The organism is Streptomyces sp. NPDC049887, from assembly GCF_040656535.1.
Classification (GTDB): domain Bacteria; phylum Actinomycetota; class Actinomycetes; order Streptomycetales; family Streptomycetaceae; genus Streptomyces.
On the sequence record NZ_JBFAMM010000025.1, the window covers coordinates 26886 to 46161 of the forward strand.

At 72.9% G+C, this 19276-nt stretch carries 18 protein-coding genes; 12 read left to right on the plus strand and 6 right to left on the minus strand.

Features of this window, described 5'->3' with window-relative positions; translation table 11 throughout:
• Positions 1–304: 304 nt before the first annotated feature.
• Complete coding sequence (locus tag AB0J10_RS26155) at positions 305–868, minus strand: VanZ family protein (protein ID WP_363064910.1); 564 nt, start codon at positions 866–868, stop codon at positions 305–307.
• Between the two features lie 165 nt (positions 869–1033).
• On the opposite strand from AB0J10_RS26155, the gene AB0J10_RS26160 reads away from it, so the two are divergent.
• A complete protein-coding gene (locus tag AB0J10_RS26160) occupies positions 1034–1540 on the plus strand; it encodes a metallophosphoesterase (RefSeq protein ID WP_363064911.1) in 507 nt (168 codons plus the stop codon).
• Between the two features lie 16 nt (positions 1541–1556).
• Here AB0J10_RS26160 and AB0J10_RS26165 read toward each other — a convergent pair whose 3' ends face one another.
• Complete coding sequence (locus AB0J10_RS26165; protein WP_363064912.1) at positions 1557–3194, minus strand: FAD-dependent monooxygenase; 1638 nt, start codon at positions 3192–3194, stop codon at positions 1557–1559.
• A 202-nt stretch (positions 3195–3396) separates the two neighbouring features.
• Here AB0J10_RS26165 and AB0J10_RS26170 point away from each other — a divergent pair, with 202 nt between their 5' ends.
• The 7 genes from AB0J10_RS26170 (at position 3397) to AB0J10_RS26200 (ending at position 8680) form a co-directional block, all read left to right on the plus strand.
• Positions 3397–4518 (plus strand): SchA/CurD-like domain-containing protein, encoded by a 1122-nt coding sequence (locus AB0J10_RS26170; RefSeq protein ID WP_363064913.1) that lies wholly within the window; start codon positions 3397–3399, stop codon positions 4516–4518.
• Positions 4519–4598: 80 nt separating this feature from the next.
• Complete coding sequence (locus tag AB0J10_RS26175) at positions 4599–5039, plus strand: cupin domain-containing protein (protein WP_363064914.1); 441 nt, start codon at positions 4599–4601, stop codon at positions 5037–5039.
• Complete coding sequence (locus AB0J10_RS26180) at positions 5036–6304, plus strand: beta-ketoacyl-[acyl-carrier-protein] synthase family protein (RefSeq protein WP_363064915.1); 1269 nt, start codon at positions 5036–5038, stop codon at positions 6302–6304. Before AB0J10_RS26175 ends, AB0J10_RS26180 begins: the two co-directional genes overlap by 4 nt.
• Positions 6301–7548: a ketosynthase chain-length factor gene (locus AB0J10_RS26185; protein WP_363064916.1), complete on the plus strand. Its 1248-nt coding sequence runs from the start codon at positions 6301–6303 to the stop codon at positions 7546–7548. The genes AB0J10_RS26180 and AB0J10_RS26185 overlap by 4 nt, the downstream gene beginning before the upstream one ends.
• 23 nt (positions 7549–7571) lie before the next feature.
• Positions 7572–7838, plus strand: a complete 267-nt coding sequence (locus tag AB0J10_RS26190; RefSeq protein WP_093652936.1) for an acyl carrier protein — start codon at positions 7572–7574, stop codon at positions 7836–7838.
• A 1-nt stretch (position 7839) separates the two neighbouring features.
• Complete coding sequence (locus AB0J10_RS26195; protein WP_363064917.1) at positions 7840–8322, plus strand: SRPBCC family protein; 483 nt, start codon at positions 7840–7842, stop codon at positions 8320–8322.
• 25 nt (positions 8323–8347) lie between these two features.
• Positions 8348–8680 (plus strand): TcmI family type II polyketide cyclase, encoded by a 333-nt coding sequence (locus tag AB0J10_RS26200; RefSeq protein WP_363064918.1) that lies wholly within the window; start codon positions 8348–8350, stop codon positions 8678–8680.
• A gap of 63 nt (positions 8681–8743) precedes the next feature.
• Here AB0J10_RS26200 and AB0J10_RS26205 read toward each other — a convergent pair whose 3' ends face one another.
• The 3 genes from AB0J10_RS26205 to AB0J10_RS26215 all read right to left on the minus strand — a co-directional run bounded on the left by AB0J10_RS26205 (position 8744) and on the right by AB0J10_RS26215 (position 11819).
• Positions 8744–9814, minus strand: a complete 1071-nt coding sequence (locus tag AB0J10_RS26205; RefSeq protein ID WP_363064919.1) for a methyltransferase — start codon at positions 9812–9814, stop codon at positions 8744–8746.
• Entirely contained in the window at positions 9811–10872 is a 1062-nt protein-coding gene (locus tag AB0J10_RS26210) for a right-handed parallel beta-helix repeat-containing protein (protein ID WP_363064920.1), read from the minus strand. Before AB0J10_RS26210 ends, AB0J10_RS26205 begins: the two co-directional genes overlap by 4 nt.
• 86 nt (positions 10873–10958) lie before the next feature.
• Positions 10959–11819, minus strand: coding sequence for a (2Fe-2S)-binding protein (locus tag AB0J10_RS26215; protein WP_363064921.1), 861 nt, complete (start codon positions 11817–11819; stop codon positions 10959–10961).
• Positions 11820–12009: 190 nt separating this feature from the next.
• On the opposite strand from AB0J10_RS26215, the gene AB0J10_RS26220 reads away from it, so the two are divergent.
• The 4 genes from AB0J10_RS26220 (at position 12010) to AB0J10_RS26235 (ending at position 17974) form a co-directional block, all read left to right on the plus strand.
• Complete coding sequence (locus AB0J10_RS26220; RefSeq protein WP_363064922.1) at positions 12010–13197, plus strand: ATP-grasp domain-containing protein; 1188 nt, start codon at positions 12010–12012, stop codon at positions 13195–13197.
• Positions 13198–13262: 65 nt separating this feature from the next.
• Positions 13263–14972, plus strand: a complete 1710-nt coding sequence (locus AB0J10_RS26225; protein WP_363064970.1) for an IucA/IucC family protein — start codon at positions 13263–13265, stop codon at positions 14970–14972.
• A gap of 6 nt (positions 14973–14978) precedes the next feature.
• Complete coding sequence (locus AB0J10_RS26230) at positions 14979–16727, plus strand: IucA/IucC family protein (protein WP_363064923.1); 1749 nt, start codon at positions 14979–14981, stop codon at positions 16725–16727.
• Entirely contained in the window at positions 16724–17974 is a 1251-nt protein-coding gene (locus AB0J10_RS26235) for a type III PLP-dependent enzyme (RefSeq protein ID WP_363064924.1), read from the plus strand. The genes AB0J10_RS26230 and AB0J10_RS26235 overlap by 4 nt, the downstream gene beginning before the upstream one ends.
• Positions 17975–18493: 519 nt before the next feature.
• On the opposite strand, the gene AB0J10_RS26240 is transcribed toward AB0J10_RS26235, so the two are convergent.
• Entirely contained in the window at positions 18494–19237 is a 744-nt protein-coding gene (locus AB0J10_RS26240) for a DUF2470 domain-containing protein (RefSeq protein ID WP_363064925.1), read from the minus strand.
• Between the last annotated feature and the right edge of the window lie 39 nt (positions 19238–19276).

Consider the following 19276-nt stretch of genomic DNA (forward strand, 5'->3'; position numbering starts at 1 on the left):
CCCCGGGCCACGCGCCGCCGCGAGGGGTCCCTCGCGGCGGCGGTGCGCGAGTGGTGACGCGGACGTTCCCGGGCTCGTACCACCGGCGTGCCCCGCCGGCGCCCGGCGCTCGGCGCGCATCTCGTCGCGGGCGGCGGCGACGCGGGGTGGCGCGCCGCGTGACGGCCACCCGGCGCCGTGGGTACAGCGCGCTGCTCGACGGAGGCGCCGCTCGTACGGTCCGGGTGCCGGCTCCGCGGCGTGACCGAGCGGGCGGGCATCGGGCCGGGGCCGGCGGTGGCCGACCGGGAGGTCTCCGGGGGCGTCAGGCGTCGGGCGCCGCCGCGCCGCGGGGCCGGCGCTGCCACCAGTGGTGGCGCCGCGGGTGCACGGCGCGGCCCAGCCGGCGGCCGACGAGGAGATAACCCAGCACGGCACCCGTGGTGTTCAGGATGACGTCGTCGACGTCGAACGCACGACCGGTGACCAACGCGCCCTGGACGAGTTCCACGAGCGCCATGACCAGGGCCGTCGCCAGCAGCACCCGTACGAGGCCGCGGGCCTTGGGCACCAGGACCGGGAGCAGCACGCCGAACGGGACGCCCAGCAGGACGTTGCCGCCGAGCTGCTTGACGGTGTCGCGGAAGGCCGGCTGGGACAGGTAGTCCCGGATGGACGCACCCGGCCGGACGTTGCTGTGGGTGAGCGGTTCCGAAGCGGCCGACGGCTCGAGGGTGAGCCGGGCGAGGACCACGCTGAAGGCGACGGTCGCCACGAACGCCGCCACCACTGCCAGTGCCCGCAGAACCGGTGCCATCGGTTCCGCTGCCGGTGCCGGCCGGGCACCGGCCTCCTTCGCCGCCGTGTCGTTGCCGCCGCTGCGCCTCATGGTCGCCTCTCCCCAGCCGTGTGGGCCCGTCAGTGCCCGCACCGGTTACCCGCGCCCCGTGGGCTTCATGCGCCCTGCCGCAGGCCCTGCGGGGGCCCGCGCCCGCCCTCCCCGTGCTCCCTCCCGGACGGCCGGCTCAGGCCCGGCCCCATGGACAATGGGCTCATGAGGCTGGTACTGACCTCGGACACCCATCTCCCCAAGCGGGCCCGGGCACTGCCGGGTGAGCTACTCCGACGGATCGAGTGTGCCGACGTGGTGATCCATGCCGGCGACTGGGTGGACACCGCCACCCTGGATCTGCTGGAAGCCCGAGCGCGGCGGCTCGTCGCGGTGTACGGAAACAACGACGGTCCGGCGCTGCGGGGCCGGCTGCCGGAGGTCGCCCGCGCCGAACTGGGCGGTCTGCGTTTCGGCGTCGTGCACGAGACGGGCTCCGCGCAGGGCCGCGAGCGGCGTTGCGCGGAGCGGTTCCCCGACCTGGACGTCCTGGTGTTCGGCCACAGCCACATTCCCTGGGACACCACCGCCGAGGGCGGGCTGCGGCTGCTGAATCCCGGCTCGCCCACGGACCGGCGGCGGCAGCCGTACTGCACGTACATGACCGCCGTGGCGGCGCGCGGGCAGCTGACCGAGGTCGGACTGCACCGGCTGCCGCCACGGCGGCCGTGAGGGCGTCCGTGCCGGGTCAGGCGCGGTGGAGCAGGGCTTTCATGGTGTCGAGCAGGGCCGTCTCCGGGTCGCGGACCGCACCGGGCGCGCGCCAGGCGACGAAGCCGTCGGGGCGCACCACAACGGCGCCCTCGTCCGTCGTGCCGTGCAGCTCGGCCCAGTCACCCGATTCGGGCACGAGCTCCGCGTGCGGCTCGGCGCCGATCCGATAGGCATCCAGAGTGATGGACAGCTTCTCGGCCACCTTGGCGGCCGCCGTGTGCCACGGAGTGCCGCCGGAGCCGGTGAGCAGCACGAAGTTGCGTTCGTACAGGTCCAGCGTGGAGATCGTCCGCTTGCTGTCCTGCGGGTGGAGCCACATGTGCGGGGCGCGGGTGCCGGGGTCCCCGGAGAGGTCCATCCGATCGGGTACGACCGCCATGTCCGGATCGGCTCCGACGACGGCGCCGCGCGGATAGCGGTAGCCCATGGCGACGGTCAGCATGCCGCGCTGGCGGCCGCCGACCATCTCCGGTCCCGGGGTGTAGCCCGGATGGCTGTGCTCCGCCGACCGAGCCGAGGCGCGCTCGCTGGTGGCCTCCGCCACCGGCCGGCGCTCGGCCTCGTAGCTGGACAGCAGGCCGGGGCCCGCGGACCCGTCGAGGACGTGTGCGAGCTTCCAGGCGAGGTTGTGGGCGTCCTGGATGCCGGTGTTGGAGCCGAAAGCGCCGGTGGGCGACATCTCGTGCGCGGAGTCCCCGGCGAGGAAGACCCGGCCCTGGCCGTACCGTTCCGCGACCCGCTCGGCGGCGTGCCAGGGAGCCTTTCCGGTGATCTCCACGTCGATGTCCGGGGCGCCGACGGCCCGGCGGATGTGGGCGGCGCAGCGCTCGTCGGTGAAGTCCTCCAGCGTCTCGCCGGTGTCCGGCTGCCAGGGGGCGTGGAACACCCAGTTCTCGGTGTTGTCCACGGGGAGCAGTGCGCCGTCCGCGCCCTCGGCGGTGAGGTAGCAGACGATGAAGCGCCGGTCGCCGACGATGTCCGCGAGCCCGCGTGAGCGGAAGGTGACGCTGACGTTGTGGAACAGGTCCCCGTGGCCCGTCTGGCCGATGCCGAGGTGCCGGCGGATCGGGCTGCGGGGTCCGTCGGCCGCGATGAGGAAGTCGGCTCGCACGGTCCTGCGCCGTCCCGACCCGCGCTCCTGCACGACGGCGGTGACGCCCTCCGCGTCCTGCTCGAACGAGACCATCTCGGTGGAGTAGCGCAGGTCGCCGCCGAGCTTGCGCGCGCAGTCCAGCAGCACGGGCTCGAGGTCGTTCTGACTGCACACGCACCACCCGGACGGGCTGAAGCGGGCGATCCCGCCCCCTGGGTCGATGTCCTTGAGCAGCCACTCCCCCGCGTCGCCGTGGAGCGAAGGGGTCTGGAAGATGCCGTGGTTGCCGGCGAGGAGGGACGCGGCCTCGTGGATCAGCGGCTCGGCCCCCGCCACCCGGAACAGCTCCATGGTCCGGACGTTGTTGCCCCGGCCGCGCGGATGCCTCGACGTGCCAGCGTGTCTCTCCACCAGCATGTGCCCGACGCCGAGCCTGCCGAGGAACAGCGATGAGGACAGCCCCACCAGGGAGCCGCCCACGATGAGTACCGGTACGCGCTCGTCGATGTGTTCTTCCATCAGTAGCTCCAGCTCCAGCCGCCGGTAGGGGGAATGGAGTTTCCATGCCCTGGCGGGAGGGGCGCGATCGCCCGGTTCACCCACCTGGTTCACACATCTCGCGCCACCCGTGGTACCGGCACAGGATCGAAGCCTGAAACCCCGAGCCGGCTTCGTGCACCGCACGCGGCGGCCCCACCGTCTCGAAGGAGATGCGTGCATCATGACAACGCTTTCCGAACGTATATCTCAGTCGGCCTTTGACGGCTCCAGGCTGCGTGTCGTACTGCTGCTGGACCTTCACGACGGCGCTCAGCAGAACTTCCTGAAGGCGTACGAGCACATGCGCAACCAGGTCGCGTCGGTGCCGGGACACATCAGCGACCAGCTGTGCCAGTCGATCGAGAATCCCTCGCAGTGGCTGATCACCAGCGAGTGGGAGAGCGCTCCGCCCTTCCTCGCCTGGGTGAACAGCGAGGAGCACGTCGAGACCGTGCGGCCGCTCCACAACTGCGTCCGGGACACCCGGTCCCTGCGCTTCAGTGTGCTGCGCGAGACGGGCAAGCTGCACACCTCCCCGGCCGCCGACGCGGTTCAGGGCGGACTGCAGCCGTTCCCCCGTGTGGGTGACAACGTGGTGCGCCACGCCCTCACCTTCACCGTGAAGCCGGGCGCCGAGGCGCTCGTGGCCGACATCCTCGCGGGCTACCAGTCGCCGCAGTCGAAGGTCGACGAGCACACCCGGCTGCGCCGGACCTCGCTGTTCATGCACGGCAACCGGGTCGTGCGGGCCGTCGAGGTGGAGGGCGACCTGATGGCGGCGCTGCGTCACGTGGCCCGGCAGCCCGAGGTACGGGCCGTCGAGGAGGCCATCAACCCCTATCTGGAGCAGGACCGGGACCTCAACGACCCGGACTCCGCACGGGTGTTCTTCACCCGGGCCGCGCTCCCCGCGGTGCACCACCTGGCCTCCGCGGGCTCCGACGACGAGGCCGTCAAGCGGCACGCGCTGTACTACCCGGCCAAGCCCGGTTGCGGCATGGCGCTGGCGCGGCTGCTCGCCGGACAGGACGAGGCGGCGGCGGGCGACCCGTCGACCCCGATCGACAGCAGCACGATCTTCCAGCGGGACGACATCGTCGTACGCCTGGTCGACGTGCGCGGTTCGGGTGACGCGGCGCCGCTGCAGGTGATCGGGGCGCACGGCCCGCGCAAGGCGGCCATGCTGTCCCGCCTGCTGGACAGCGAGGCGCTGGGCATCGACGCCCCGGCCACGGAGGAGGACATGTCCAAGCTCCTGTCGTCCGCCGACATGCGTCCGATCACCGACCGCCACGCCCCCTGACCCGTGCGACCGGCCGCCCAGGCACCCGCACACCCCGATCCGCCGGCGCCCCATCGCGCGGCCACGTGGAGGAACCCGTCATGACCACACCCCATCGCATCGTCGATCTCAGCGAGACCCAGCACAACACCAAACGCGGCGGCGATCTGCGCGCCATGCTCACGCCCACCGCGGTGGGCGCCACGAGCGGCTTCATGGGCCTGGCGACCGTCGAGCCCGGCGACCGCATCGGCGAGCACTACCACCCCTACTCCGAGGAGTTCGTGTACGTCGTGTGCGGCGAGATGGAAGTCGACCTCGACGACGAGACGCTGTCGATCCGGCCGGACCAGGGGCTGTTCATCCCGCCTTACGTGCGGCACCGGTTCCGCAACGTCGGAAGCACCCAGGCCCGGATGGTCTTCCACCTCGGCCCGCTGGCCCCGCGGCCGGAGCTGGGCCACGTCGACACCGAGGAGACGCCGGGCGCGGAGGCCGCGGCGGCCCACCGGCCGCCGGAACGCACCGGGACGGCTTCATGACCCGGCGCGTGGCGGTCACCGGTGTCGGCATAGTCGCGCCGGGGGGTGTCGGGATACCCGCGTTCTGGGACCTCCTGGCCAACGGCCGTACGGCGACGCGCGGCATCACCCTCTTCGACCCGACCGGCTTCCGCTCGCGGATCGCCGCCGAGTGCGACTTCGACCCGAAGGAGCACGGGTTGGGCCCGGAGGAGGTGCAACGCGCGGACAGGTACGTGCAGTTCGCCATGGTGGCCGCCCGGGAGGCGCTCCGGGACGCCGGGCTCGACCCGGAGAGGGAGGACCCCTGGCGGATCGGGGTGTCCCTCGGCACCGCCGTGGGCGGCACCACCCGTCTGGAGCACGACTACGTCAAGGTCAGCAGTTCGGGCCGGCGCTGGGACGTGGATCCCAGCGAGGCGGAGCCGCATCTGCACCGGGCGTTCTCGCCCAGCGCCCTCGCCTCCGAGGTCGCCGAGCAGACGGGCGCCCACGGTCCGGTCCAGACCGTGTCCACGGGCTGCACCTCCGGCCTGGACGCGATCGGGTACGCCTTCCACGCGATAGAGGAGGGCAGGGTCGACGTCTGCGTCGCCGGCGCGTCCGACTCGCCCATCTCCCCCATCACCGTGGCGTGCTTCGACGCGATCAAGGCCACGTCGCCCAACAACGACGATCCGGCCCATGCCTCCCGCCCGTTCGACGCCCGCCGTGACGGGTTCGTCATGGGCGAGGGCGGAGCCGTGCTCGTCCTGGAGGAACTCGAACACGCGCGTGCCCGCGGTGCCACGGTGTACTGCGAGATCGGCGGCTACGCCACGTTCGGCAACGCGTACCACATGACGGGTCTCACCCGTGAGGGCCTGGAGATGGCGCGTGCCATCGACAGCGCCCTGGACCACGCCCGGATCGACGGGTCGGACATCGACTACGTCAACGCGCACGGTTCGGGTACGCAGCAGAACGACCGGCACGAGACGGCCGCGGTGAAGCAGTCGCTCGGTTCACACGCGTACAAGGTCCCGATGAGTTCGATCAAGTCCATGGTGGGTCACTCGCTCGGGGCGATCGGGGCGATCGAGGTCGTCGCCTGTGTGCTGGCACTGGCCAACCAGGTGGTGCCGCCGACGGCGAACTACGAGACCCCCGACCCCGAGTGCGATCTCGACTATGTGCCGCGCACGGCGCGCGCCCTCAAGCTGCGCAACGTGCTCTCGGTCGGCAGCGGATTCGGCGGGTTCCAGTCCGCCGTGGTCCTGACCCGGCCAGGAGGGAGGACACCATGAGTCCTCGGCAGGACCGGCGACCGGTCGTCACCGGAATCGGTGTCGTCGCCCCCAACGGGGTCGGTACCGATGCCTTCTGGAAGTCCACACGGGAGGGCATCAGCGTCCTCGACCACATCACACGTGAAGGCTGCGACCACATGCCGGTCCGGGTCGCGGGAGAGGTCCGCGGCTTCGACCCCGAATCCCTGGTCGAGGAGCGCTACCTCGTCCAGACCGACCGGTTCACGCACTTCGCGATGGCCGCCGCCGACATGGCGCTGGCCGACGCGCGGATAACGTCGGGCGACTACAGCGAGTCTCCGTTCGCGGTGGGCGTGGTCACCGCGGCCGGCTCAGGCGGCGGCGAGTTCGGCCAGCGGGAGCTGCAGCGGCTGTGGGGACAGGGCTCGCGCTATGTGGGCCCGTACCAGTCCATCGCCTGGTTCTACGCGGCGAGCACCGGTCAGATCTCCATCCGCGGCGGGTTCAAGGGCCCCTGCGGTGTGGTGGCCAGTGACGAGGCGGGCGGTCTCGACGCCCTCGCACACGCGGCCCGGGCCATCGGCCGGGGCACCGACGCGGTCGTCATCGGGGCGGCGGAGGCGCCGCTCGCGCCGTACTCGCTGGTCTGCCAGCTCGGATACCGGGAACTCAGCACTGTCGAGGACCCGGAACGGGCCTACCGGCCCTTCACCTCGGCCGCGAGCGGCTTCGTGCCCGCTGAGGGCGGCGCCATGCTCGTCGTCGAGGAGGAGTCGGCCGCCCGCCGGCGGGGCGCCACGGTCCGCGCCGTCGTCGCGGGTCATGCGGCGACGTTCACCGGGGCCTCCCGGTGGGAGGAGTCGCGCGAGGGGCTGGCCCAGGCGATCCGGGGAGCCCTGGCGGAGGCCAGGTGCGCGCCCGAGGAGATCGACGTCGTCTTCGCGGACGCGCTCGGCATCCCGGACGCGGACCGCGCCGAGGCCCTGGCGCTCGCCGACGCGCTGGGGACCCACGGCCGGCGGGTGCCGGTGACGGCGCCCAAGGCCGGTACGGGGCGGGCGTACTGCGGAGCGCCCGTGCTGGACACGGCCGCCGCCGTGCTCGCCCTGCAGGACGGTGTCGTCCCGCCCACGCCCAACGTCTTCGACGTGTGCCACGAGCTCGAGGTGGTCACCGGCAGGCCCCGCCCTGCCGAGCTGCGCACCGCCCTGGTGCTGAGCCGAGGGCTCATGGGCTCGAACGCGGCGCTCGTGCTGCGGCACGGCGCCAACACCCGGTGAAGAACCGTGAGAAGGAGGACCTCATGACCATGCAGATCTCCAAGCTGACCATCGAAGAGCTGGCCGCCCTGATGAAGAAGGGCGCCGGCATCACCGTCGACCCCGCGGAGATGGGCGGCCGGCCCGAGGCGCGGTTCGACGAGTACGGCCTCGACTCCCTCGGTCTCCTCGGCATCGTCGGGGAGCTCGAGAACCGCTACGGCCGCGCGCTCCCTCAGGACGCGGACCGCTGCAAGACCCCGCGCGAATTCCTCGACCTCGTCAACAACTCCCTCATGGCAGGAGCCTGAAGTGTCCGGGCACACCGAGAACAAGATCGTCATCAACGCTCCCATGGACCTCGTCTGGGACGTCACCAACGACATCGAGAACTGGCCCCAGCTGTTCAGCGAGTACGCCTCCGTCGAGATCCTGGAGCGCGAGGGAAACCGGACGAAGTTCCGGCTGACCATGCACCCGGACGAGAACGGCACGGTGTGGAGCTGGGTGTCGGAGCGCGTCGTCGACCCGGGTGCGAGGACCGTCCGCGCCCGCCGGGTCGAGACGGGGCCCTTCCAGCACATGGACATCCACTGGAAGTACGACCGGACGCCCGACGGCGTCCTCATGCACTGGACCCAGGACTTCGCGATGAAGCCGGACGCCCCGGTCGACGACGACTGGATGACCGACAACATCAACAAGAACTCCAAGGTCCAGATGGCCCTCATCAAGGAGAAGATCGAGCAGCGCGCCAGGGAACGCGGCACGCCGGTCTCGGTCCACTCCGACTGACCGTCCAGCGAAGGGACCCCTCTCGATGCACCACGCCCTCATCGTCGCCCGTATGGCTCCGGACTCGGCCCAGGACATCGCCAAGGTGTTCGAGGCCTCGGACCGGGGCGAACTGCCCGACCTGGTCGGGGTGACCCGGCGCAGCCTCTTCCAGTTCGGCGATGTCTACCTCCATCTGATCGAAGCCGACCGGCCGCCGGGGCCGGCGGTGGCCAAGGTTGCGGGCCACCCCGAGTTCCGTGACATCAGCGACAAGCTCTCCGCCTACGTCAGCGCGTACGACCCGGAGACGTGGCGGAGCCCGAAGGACGCCATGGCCCACGAGTTCTACCGCTGGGAGCGAGCGGCGAAGGGATGAACACGACGAGTCGCCGGCTCCGCGTGCGGACGCGGAGCCGGCGAGGGGGAGGGAGCCCGGCGGTCAGCCGCCGGGTGTGACGCTGTCGAAGGCGTGCAGGTACGCGTTGACCGGACGGACGTCGCCGACGACGAGTCCGGCGTCCGCCATCCTGGTGGTCATGCTCTGCCGGGTGTGCTTCGCACCGCCCACGTTGAGGAGCAGCAGCAGGTCCATCGAGGTGGTGAACTTCATCGACGGGGTGTCGTCGACGAGGTTCTCGATGATTACCACCCTGGCCCCCGGGCGGGCGACCGAGACGACGTTGCGAAGGGTTCTGCGGGTGCTGTCGTCGTCCCATTCCAGGATGTTCTTGATGATGTAGACGTCGGCCTCGACCGGGATGGCCTCCCGGCAGTCGCCGGGGACGATGGTGACCCGTTCGGCGAGGGACCCGCCGTCCCGCAGCCGGGGATCGGCGTTGGCCACGACACGGGGCAGGTCCAGCAGCGTGCCCCTGAGGCCGGGGTTCTTCTCCAGCAGGCTCGCCAGGACGTGGCCCTGACCGCCGCCGATGTCCGCGACGGTGGCCGCTCCCGTGAGGTCGAGCAGTTCCGCCACGTCCAGCGCGGACTGCATGCTGGAGGTGGTCATGGCCTGGTTGAAGACGTGCGCGGACTCGTGCGCGTCCTCGTGGAGGTGGTCGAAGAAGCCCTTGCCGTACAGGCCCTCGAAGACGCTCCGGCCCGTCCGTACCGCCTCGTCCAGGCGCGGCCAGGCGTCCCAGGTCCACGGCTCGGTGCACCACAGGGAGATGTACTTCAGGCTGTGCGGGTCGTCCTCCCGCAGCAGCCGTGACATCTCGGTGTGGGCGAACCTGCCGTCCGCCTGCTCGGTGAAGATGCCGTAGCAGGTCAGCGCGCGCAGCATCCGCCGGAGCGCCCGGGGGTCGGCCTCGACGGCCGCCGCCAGGTCCTCGGCGGAGGCCGGTGTCTCGCCCAGCGCGTCCGCGACGCCGAGCCGCGCGGCAGCCCGGACGGAGCCGGCCAGGGCCGCGCCGAAGACGAGCTCCCTCAACCGCATGGACGGCGGAGTGGCGGTGCGGACGGCGGTGTCCGCGGTGTCCGCGGCCGCACCGGTCGTGCCGGTCGTCATGCGCACTTCCCCGCCTTCTCGGACAGGCGGCAGTAGTTGCCGGAGAAGGTGTTGCCGGTGCCGGTGTCCCGGTTGGCCAGGTCCGCCGGACGGTTGGCCACCAGCATGTTGGCCTTGATGACGTTGCCGCTGTTGGGGGCGCCCACGATGCTCTTGAAGAGCACGATCCCGCCGGAGAACGGGGAGGTGCCGACGTTGCTCCAGACCGCGTTGGACGCGACGGTGGCGCCCTCGACGCCGGTGAGGACGATGCCGGCGCCCTGGATCCTCGGGAGCCGTGCGGTCTTGGCGCAGGACTTGTTGTTGTGGTGCACGCGGTTGCCGCGCACGGTCAGGTCGCCCGTCCGGGGGACGCCCTCGTCGCCCACGATGAACATGCCCGCGCAGTTGCCGGTGACGACGTTGTTGTTCACGTAGAGGTTCCGCAGGCGCCGGACGGTGACGCCGATGCGGTTGCCGGCCAGCAGGTTGTCCATGACCACGGTGCGCCTGGTGTTGACGGCGCCGGCCTCGGTGTCGATGGTGTTCGACACGAAGATGCCCGACTCCGCGTTGTCGCGGGCCGCGTTGCCGCGGATCTCGGACCGCAGGGAGCGTTCCTGGGCGATGCCCCAGTTGCCGTTCCCCACTGCGGTGACGCCGCGGATGCTCAGCTTGTTGGTGCGCGAGGCCCAGATGCCGTTCTTCTTGAACTGCGACACCGTCAGCGAGTGGACCTGGACGTTCGTGGCGGGCTTGGCGTCGGTGCCGATGACGCAGATGCCGTTGCCGCCCAGCCCGCAGACGTGCGTCGCCTTGGCCGTGGAGGGCATGAGGACGGTCCGCTCACCCGCGCCGCGCAGCGTCAGGTCGGACTTCCTGATGATGACGCTCTCCCGGTAGACACCGGGGGCGATGTCGATGGTGTCGCCGGGTCGCGCCCGGTCGACCGCGAGCTGGATCGACTCGCCGGGGACCACGTCGTAGGTGGTGCGGGCGCCTGCCGGTGCCGCCGCGCCCAGCCCCGAGGTCACCATCAGAGCGACACAGCCGAGGTACATGAACTGTCGTTTCGTCATGAGCTCAAATTAGGTGTCGAATAGGACAAGTCGCCACATAACTCACCCATCAGAAGCGTGTCGTGGAGGTCTCCCGGGTGGACCCGTCAGCAGGGGCCGTCACCCTCCAGCCGGCGCAGCCGCTCGGCGTCACCCGTCCGGGGGCAGGTGCCGCACGCCTCGGCCGGGCGGAGGGTGTAGTAGAGGCAGCAGCCCGCGCGGGTGCGGGTCGGGTACGACCGGCCCGCGCGGCCGGTGAGCCTCCGGAAGTCGGCACCGCCGGGGAACGGGGCGACGGGCTCCGGCAGCAGTTCGGTCGCGGCCCGCACACCGCGCTCCTCCTCCCCCAGCATCCGGCCGAGGTACCAGACGCCGGACACCAGGTCGTCGCCCGCCATGCCCCACAGCGCGCGGGGCCCGCGGCGCACCCGCGGGGCGACCGCGGTCAGCAGCGGGCGCACATGGCCGGCGAAACCGGCGCGCAGCTCCGCGCGCAGGGCCTCCTCGTGCGGCAGCACCCTCGCACCCGGCAGCCCGGCGGCAGGATCCCCCGGGAGGCACGCGAAGCCCCCGGGAACGACGGAGAACGCCCCGGTGGAGAGGCTGACACGGACGCTCTCGGGCCGGATCCGCGGGACGCGGCGCTCCAGGCACCAGGGACCGCTCATCAGCAGACCGACGGACCAGAGGTAGTCGTGCAACGCGCGGGACGCCGCGACGTCGGGACGCGGAGCGCGGCCGTGGTCGCGCTCCGCCCTCAGGGTCTCGGCGGCGACCAGGGCGTCCAGGAACTCGGGGCGGCCCGCCAGCTCGGCGCCGTCGACCCAGCCCTGCGGGGTCCGCGAACCGGGCTCCGCGACGTCCGCCTCGAGCGCGGGGCAGAGCGCCACCAGCCTGCGGAACACCGAGCCGGCCAGGGCTGAGCAGCTCACGGCGGAGGCATGAGGGTACACCGGGGCCAGGGTCACGGACGCTCCTCGACACGGCGATCGACACGAATGAGGTAAGGCGAGCCTCACCTTAACTGCACAAGTGATCTCATGCGCCAACCGGGGCCGCGTCGAAGCGAATTGACAGACTTAGGTGTGCCTAACCTAGGCTCTCGCCCGTGATCCGGAACTGTCGGATCACCGGATCCGAGCGCGGAGTGGCCCCCTCATGCGGTTGTACCTGCTTGCCCTGAACCCGACCGACTCGGTCACCGAGGGATTCCTCCCGGCCGCCCGCCGGCTCGGCCTGGACGTCACACTGCTCACCGACCGGCCCGCCGCACACCGCGCCGTGCACCCGGACGTCGAGGTGCTGGAGTGCGACGTGCGCGACTTCCGGGCCGTGGTCTCCCGTGTCTCCTCCCACGGCACCCCTGAGGCGGTCTTCACCAACAGCGACCACCTGCAGACCCAGGCCGCGCTGGCCGCCGACTACTTCGGGCTGGCCGCGAAGGACTGGCGGGCGGCGCTGCGCACGAAGGACAAGGCCGAGATGCGCCGCAGGCTCGCCGCCTCGGGCGCCGACACCGTGCGGTTCGTGGAACTGGCCGCCGGGGAGGACCCCGCCGCCGTCGCCGCTGCCGTCCCTTACCCGTGCGTCGTCAAGCCGCGCGAGGGCGTGGCCAGCGAGGACGTGGTCATGGCCGGGGACCCGCCGGAACTGGTGCGGCGCTGCGAGGAGATCCGGGCACGGCGGCCGGGAGCCGCGCTGGTGGTCGAGGAGTACCTGCCCGGCGAGCTGTTCACCCTGGAGACCCTCGGCGACGGGCGGGTACGCCATGTGCTGGGCGGGTTCCGCACCGAACTGTCCCCTCCCCCGTACTTCATCGAGGAGCGGCTGACCTACGTCCCCCGGCACCCGGGGGACATCGAGACGCAGGTGCTCGCCCAACTCGACGCGCTCGGAGTCGGGTTCGGCGCCTGCCACACGGAGTTCACGGTGCACGAAGGCCGCGCGCGGATCATCGAGGTCAACTACCGTGCCATCGGGGACCAGTGCGATCTGCTGCTCGCCGGGCTGCTGGACATACCGCTCTTCGAGCACGTCCTGCGCACCCATCTCGGCGAGCCGCTCCCGCCGGTGCTGGGCGCGCGGACCGACGGGGCGGCCAGGCTCGACTACCCGTGCGCCGACCGTGCCGGGACGCTGACGACGGCCCCCGGGGCGACCGAAGTGGAGGCGGACGGAGTGAAACTGACGTACCGGCCGCTGCGCGGCCTGGGCGAGCGCCACCCGGTGTACCGCACCAACCGGGACTTCCTCGGTGTGGTGCGGGCCACCGGAACCGACCGGTCGGCCGTGGACCGCGCCGTGACCGCGTTCCTGGACGCGCAGCGCTGGGAGATCGCACCTTGACGGTCTCCCCGGCGGGCGCCGCCGCCCGGGCCCGGACGGCCGGGCCGGCCACTGCCGGTGGCGAACTGCTGCTGCGGGTGCTGAGCGCCCTGCTGCGCGAGGACGTCGCGGGGCTGCGCAGCCGCGGCCGCCCCGTCGAGCACGTGGACGGGACCTGGCTGCGGCTGGAGACCCCGGGGCCCGACGCGCTGCTGCTGCCGGTGCGCGAGGACGGCTTCCAGTGCGTGTGGGCGGCCAGGGAACCGCTGCTGCTCCGGGAGTCCGACGGCGCCGGGCTGACGGACACCGACACGGTCCTGGCCGAACTCCGTTCCCTCGCCGCGCCGGTGGACCGGGGCGGCTTCGAGGCGTTCGCCGAGGAGTGCCGCCAGACCCTCGCCACCGTGCGGCTGCACGAGGCCACGGAGGAGGAGGTGCTGCGGACGCTCGCGGAGCGCCACGGCGACGATCCCGCCGACTGGACCGGGCTGTCGGGCGGCCTCGCCCTGGACGCCCTCGCCGCCCGGCTCGACCACCCCGTGTACCCCACCGCCCGCGGCAGGTCCGGCCTGGCCGACGCGGCGCTGCGGGCGTACGCGCCGGAGTTCCACCCCCGGTTCGCGCTGCGCTGGCTCGCCGTGCCGCGCGACGCCGTGACCGCCGTCGGCCCGCTCCCCTGCCCGGCGCCCTCGGCCCTCGGGCTGTCCGGCCTCGACGGCAGCCATGTCGCGCTGCCCGTGCATCCGCTCACGGCAGCTGGCCCACTCGGCGAGGCGGTGCGCGCGGCGGGGCTCCGGGGCCGGGCGGTCCCGGCGCCGCGGGCCCGTCTGGACGTCGTACCCACCCTGTCCATGCGGACGGTCGCCCTCGTGGAACGGCCCGGGGTCCACCTGAAACTGCCGCTCGCCACCTCCACACTGGGCCGGCTCAACCGGCGCACCATCAAGCCCGGAACCCTGAGCGACGGTGCCGCCGTCCAGCGTCTGCTCCAGGCCGTGACCGCCCGCGAACCACGGTTCAGGGACACCGTCCTGCTCGCGGACGAGACCCGTTACGCGCACGCCGGGCACGAACTGCTCGCCGTGCTGCTGCGCCGCCAGCCCGCGGGGCTCGACCGCTGCGTCGTCGTGCCGATGGCGGCCCTGCTCGCCCGGGCACCCGGAGGGCGGCTGGTCGTCGACCATCTGGCCGACCGCTTCCACGGCGGCGACTCCCTCGCGCTGCTGGACGCCGTTCTCACGCTGCTGCTGGACTTCCAGACCACGCTCTTCGGGTACGGGATCGCCCTCGAGTCGCACCAGCAGAACGTGTCCCTGGTGCTGGACGGGACCGGCCGCGGACCCCGCTTGCGGCTGCTCCTCAAGGACAACGACGGCCCCCGGGTCCACGGCGGCCGGCTGCGGGCGGCGCTCGGCGCGGACGCGCCCGGGCCGGGGGACTTCGACGACCGCCGCATACTCACCGACGGCGACGGTCCGCTCGCCGACCTCTTCACCACCGTCACCGTCCATCTGTGCGCAGGGGCCTACGCCTTCGGCCTCGCCCGCCACGGACGCGCCCCGCTGGACCGGCTGCTGCGGCTCGTCCGCGATCGGCTGGCCGAGGCGGTCGCACGGCTCGGGACCGGACCGGGCGACCCGGGGGCCGTGCTGCGGGCGCGGGTGCTCGACGCGCCCGAACTGCCCGTGAAGGCGATGGTGACCGCGGGAACCCTGCTGGCCAAGGAACGTTCGGGAGCGTCCGACATCAACAAGCACTACACCACCGGCCCCAACTACCTGCTGCGGGGAGCGTGAACCGGGATGACCTCCACACATCCTTCCGCGCACCGCTCCGCGACGGCGCCCCCGGCCCCGCCCCCGGCCGACGAGGCGGTCACCCACACCCTCCTCAACTGCCTCCTGCGTGAACTGTGCGGACCCGAGCACCAGACCGCGGTCATCGACGGGCACCTTCTGCTGCGGCTGCCCCGCCGAGGGGTGCTGCTGCGCGTCGAGCTGCGCCGTACGTCGCTGCTCGGCGCCCACCGGTTCGCCGGACCCGTCACCGAGGAGACCTCGGTCGGCTGGTCGCCCGTCGGCTGGCGGCGGCTGGCCGAGCACGTCCACGCGGAGCTGACGCTGCGCACGGGCGTGCGCAACGAGGAGTTCCTGGAGCAGGTGGCCTCCAGCCACCGGGGCGTCGCCTCCGCTCTCGCCGTGCGCCGCACGGCCGCCGGGCCGCGTGCCGGGTCCGCCGGATACCTCGCCTCGGAGCAGTCCCTCGCCCTCGGACACCGCTTCCACCCGACGCCCAAGGCCCTCGGCGGGGACCCCACGGCCTGGGCGGCGTACGCGCCCGAGGCCGGAGCGTCGTTCCCGCTGCGGCTGCTCGCGGTCCGCGAGGACCTGGTCGCCGGGGAGTCGGCGGAGCCGGGCGCCGAGGTGGCGCTGGACCGGCTGGGACGTGCCCCGGACGGCTACCGGCTGCTGCCCGCGCACCCGTGGCAGTACGCACTGCTGCGCGGCGACTCCCGGCTGCGTACCGCCCTCGCCCGCGGTGAGGTGCTCGACCTCGGCCCCGGCGCCGCGCCGTTCGCGGCCACGGCCTCCGTCCGCACCCTGTTCGACGGCAACGGTTTCCTGAAGTTCAGTCTCAACGTCCGCATCACCAACTGCGTGCGGAAGAACGCGGGATACGAGCTGGCCGGCGCGGTGGCGCTGACCCGGCTGCTGGAGCCGGTCCTCGCCGAACTGGCGGCCCGCTTCCCCGGCAGCGACATGCTGCGCGAACCCGCGTACCGGAGCCTCGCCCTGCCCGGGCCGGACGGAGTGCCGGTCCGCGGACTCCTGGAGGGCTTCGGCGTGATCGTCCGCGAAGGGCTCGACCGGAGGCTGCGGCCCGGGCTCACCCCGCTGCTCGCCGCGGCGGTCGCCGACGAGTACGCGACCGGGCCCGCCCACATCTCCCGGCTCCTGGCGGACACGGACCCGCGCACGGCGCTGTCCTGGTGGCGCGCGTACCTCGGGCTGCTGGTGCCGCCGGTGCTCGCCGCGTACTTCGACCACGGCCTCGTCCTGGAGCCGCATCTGCAGAACGTCCTGGTGTGCGTGGACGACGGGGGCCGCCCCCGGCAGGTGCTGTTCCGTGACCTGGAGGGCACCAAGCTCCTCGCGGACCGGCACTCGGCCGTGCTCGCCGCGCTGCCCGCGGACGTGGCGGGGCCCATGACGTACGACGCCGGGCGCGGCTGGGACCGGGTGGTCTACTGCCTTCTGGTGAACCACGTGTCCGAGATGCTCGCCGCCCTCGCCGATCTGCATCCGGGCGCGGAGGCCGCGCTGTGGGCCGAGGTTCGGGACACGCTGCGCCGCCACACCGCCGAGCACGGGCGGCAGCCGCGGCTCGACGCGCTGCTGTCGGGCGCGCCGCTGCCCGCGAAGGCCAACCTGCTCACCCGCTGGGCGCGTACGGCCGACCGTGACGCCGGTTATGTGCGGCTGCCCTCCCCGCTCGCCGAGGACGTGCTGTCCGGAGCGGCCCACACCGACAACATCCGGAGCGCACGATGACGGACTCCCCGACGGCCGTCGCGGCACCCGTCGCGGTCTCCTCCGCGGTCACCGCACCGGTGCGCGAGCGGGCCCTCTCCCTCCCGGCCGACCAACTCCCCGCCTATCTCTACGACCTCGGCGCGCTGCGGCAGCACGCCGCGGCGGTACGGGAGGCCCTCCCGGAACGGGTCGAGCTGTACTACGCCGCCAAGGCCAATCCCGAACCGGAGGTCCTGACGGCCCTCTCGCCGTACGTGGACGGCTTCGAGGTGTCCTCCGGGGGCGAACTGGCCCATACGGCCGAGGCCGTACCGGACCGTCCGCTGGCGTTCGGCGGTCCCGGGAAGACGCCGGCCGAGACGGCGGCTGCACTGGCGGCCGGCGTGGCGCGGTTCCACGTCGAGAGCACCCATGAGCTGCGGATGCTGGCGGCCCTGGCCGCCGAGCGTCCGGCCCCAGCCCCACCGGTCGCGGTTCTGCTGCGCTTCAATCTGCCGCTGTCCGACGGGGCGTTGAGGGCGAGTGCGCTGTCCATGGGCGGGCGGCCGACACCGTTCGGTCTGGACCCGTCCGAGGCCGGCGACGTGATGCGGTTCCTCACCGGCGGATCCCGCCACCCGCTGCGGTTGCGCGGGGTCCACGCCCATCTGGCGAGCGGTCTCGGGGCGGCGGCTCAGCTCGCCGTCGCCGAGTCCGTGGTGTCATGGGCCGTAGGGCTCTTCGCGCACCACGGCGTACCGCTCCACGAGGTGAACGTCGGGGGCGGCATGACCGTGGACTACGCGGATCCGGGCACCCGGTTCGACTGGGCCGGCTACGGGGCCGGACTGGCACGCCTCACCGAGGACCACCCGGACCTCCGGCTGCGCATCGAACCGGGGCGCGCGCTGACCGCCTACTGCGGCTGGTACGCCACCGAGGTGCTGGACGTGAAACGCAGCCACGGCGAGGACTTCGCCGTGGTACGGGGCGGAACGCACCATCTTCGCACCCCGGCGACGAAGGGCCACGACCAGCCCTGTGCCGTGCTGCCCGTGACCGGCTGGCCCCACCCGTGGCCGCGTCCCGCGGCCCGGGGCGACAGGGTGACCGTGGCGGGGCAACTGTGCACACCGAAGGACGTACTCGCCCGCGGGGTGCCGGCGCCGGGGCTGCGGGCCGGGGACCGGCTCGTGTTCGCGCTCGCGGGCGCGTACGCCTGGAACATCTCGCACCACGACTTCCTCATGCACCCGCGGCCCGGCTTCCACTTCCTCGACGGGTGAGGGCGGTTCCTCGACGGGGGAGGGCGGCCCACGGACACCACGCGGCCCGGGCGGCCGTGCCGCGCGAGACGCCCGGGCCCGCGGGCCGCCCTGAGATCGTCCACCCCGGGCTCCGGTCCCGGCGGTCGCCCAGCGAAGTCCCCGGCGCAGGGGCCGGGCCCGCGCGCCGAAGGCGGGCTCGCGGCGTCCCCCGCGCGGGACGTCTCGGGCTGCCGGCGTCGTACCGGGCGCACCGGGCCCGACGACGCAGCGGGTGCGCGTGCCGGGCGTCGCGGACCGGCGGCACTTCGCGCACCGGGCCACGGGACAGTCCTCAGGGACGCGGAGGTCCCGGCGGGGTGCAGATCGCAGCCGCGCGAGGGGCGGCGCGGATGATCGCGCCGACCAGGTCGGCACCGGGCTCCGGGAAGGAATCCTCGGTGGCCGGACCCGGGCACTCCGCGGCGGGTCGCGCGGTGCGGCGGGCGGGGAACCGCCCGGGGTGTCCGCCGGTCACGGCCGGCTCGGCGTGTCCGCCGGTCACGGCCGGCTCGGCAGTCGGCTTCCGCGACGGCAGGCGCGGGCCGCCGCCAGGAGTTCCCGGATCCGGTCGCCCGCGTGCCCCGGGTCGTGCACGGGCCCGGGGAAGGACAGGAGGACGTCCCGGTGGCTGTACGGATGTTCGAGACGGAGGGTGATCCCCCGCCGGTCCATCGCCAGCGGCCACACCCGGACCACGCCCTGGAGCAGCCGGGGGTCCACCAGCCGGGTGAGCAGGGCCACCACGTCGGCGTGGTCGTCGACGAGGTGGGTGAGCATGGCGGCCTCATGGAGGGCGAGCACGTCCGGCCGGGCCAGGGCCAGTTCGTCGAGGGCGACGGTGACCGGCCCGGCGGGGGTCTCCAGAGCGACGTGCGCAGTGACCACCCGGAATGTGGCGGTGCCCGACTCCTCGCATTCCGGCGCGGCCGGGGCCAGCCGGCCGGCGACGGTGACGCGGGATCGCACCCGGTCGCGGACCGCGACCGGCGCGACATCGGTGAACTTGAGCACGACGGCGAGCGTGCCGCGTGGTGCGAGAGCGACCTCACCGGCCAGTCGGCAGTCGGCCGGCACCCTCAGCAGCAGCCGGCCGTCGCCGCCGACGCTGTGCAGACCGCCGCCGACCAGGTCGCAGGTGTGCCCGTCGGTGACCACCGTGAACGATTCGGCGGCAGCCAGCACAGTGCGCACCCGCTCGGCGGCGCTCGCCTCCTCGCCCGCGCAGACGTCATCAGCAGTCATTCCGCACCCCTCGAATAGTTAGGTTAGGCACACCTAACC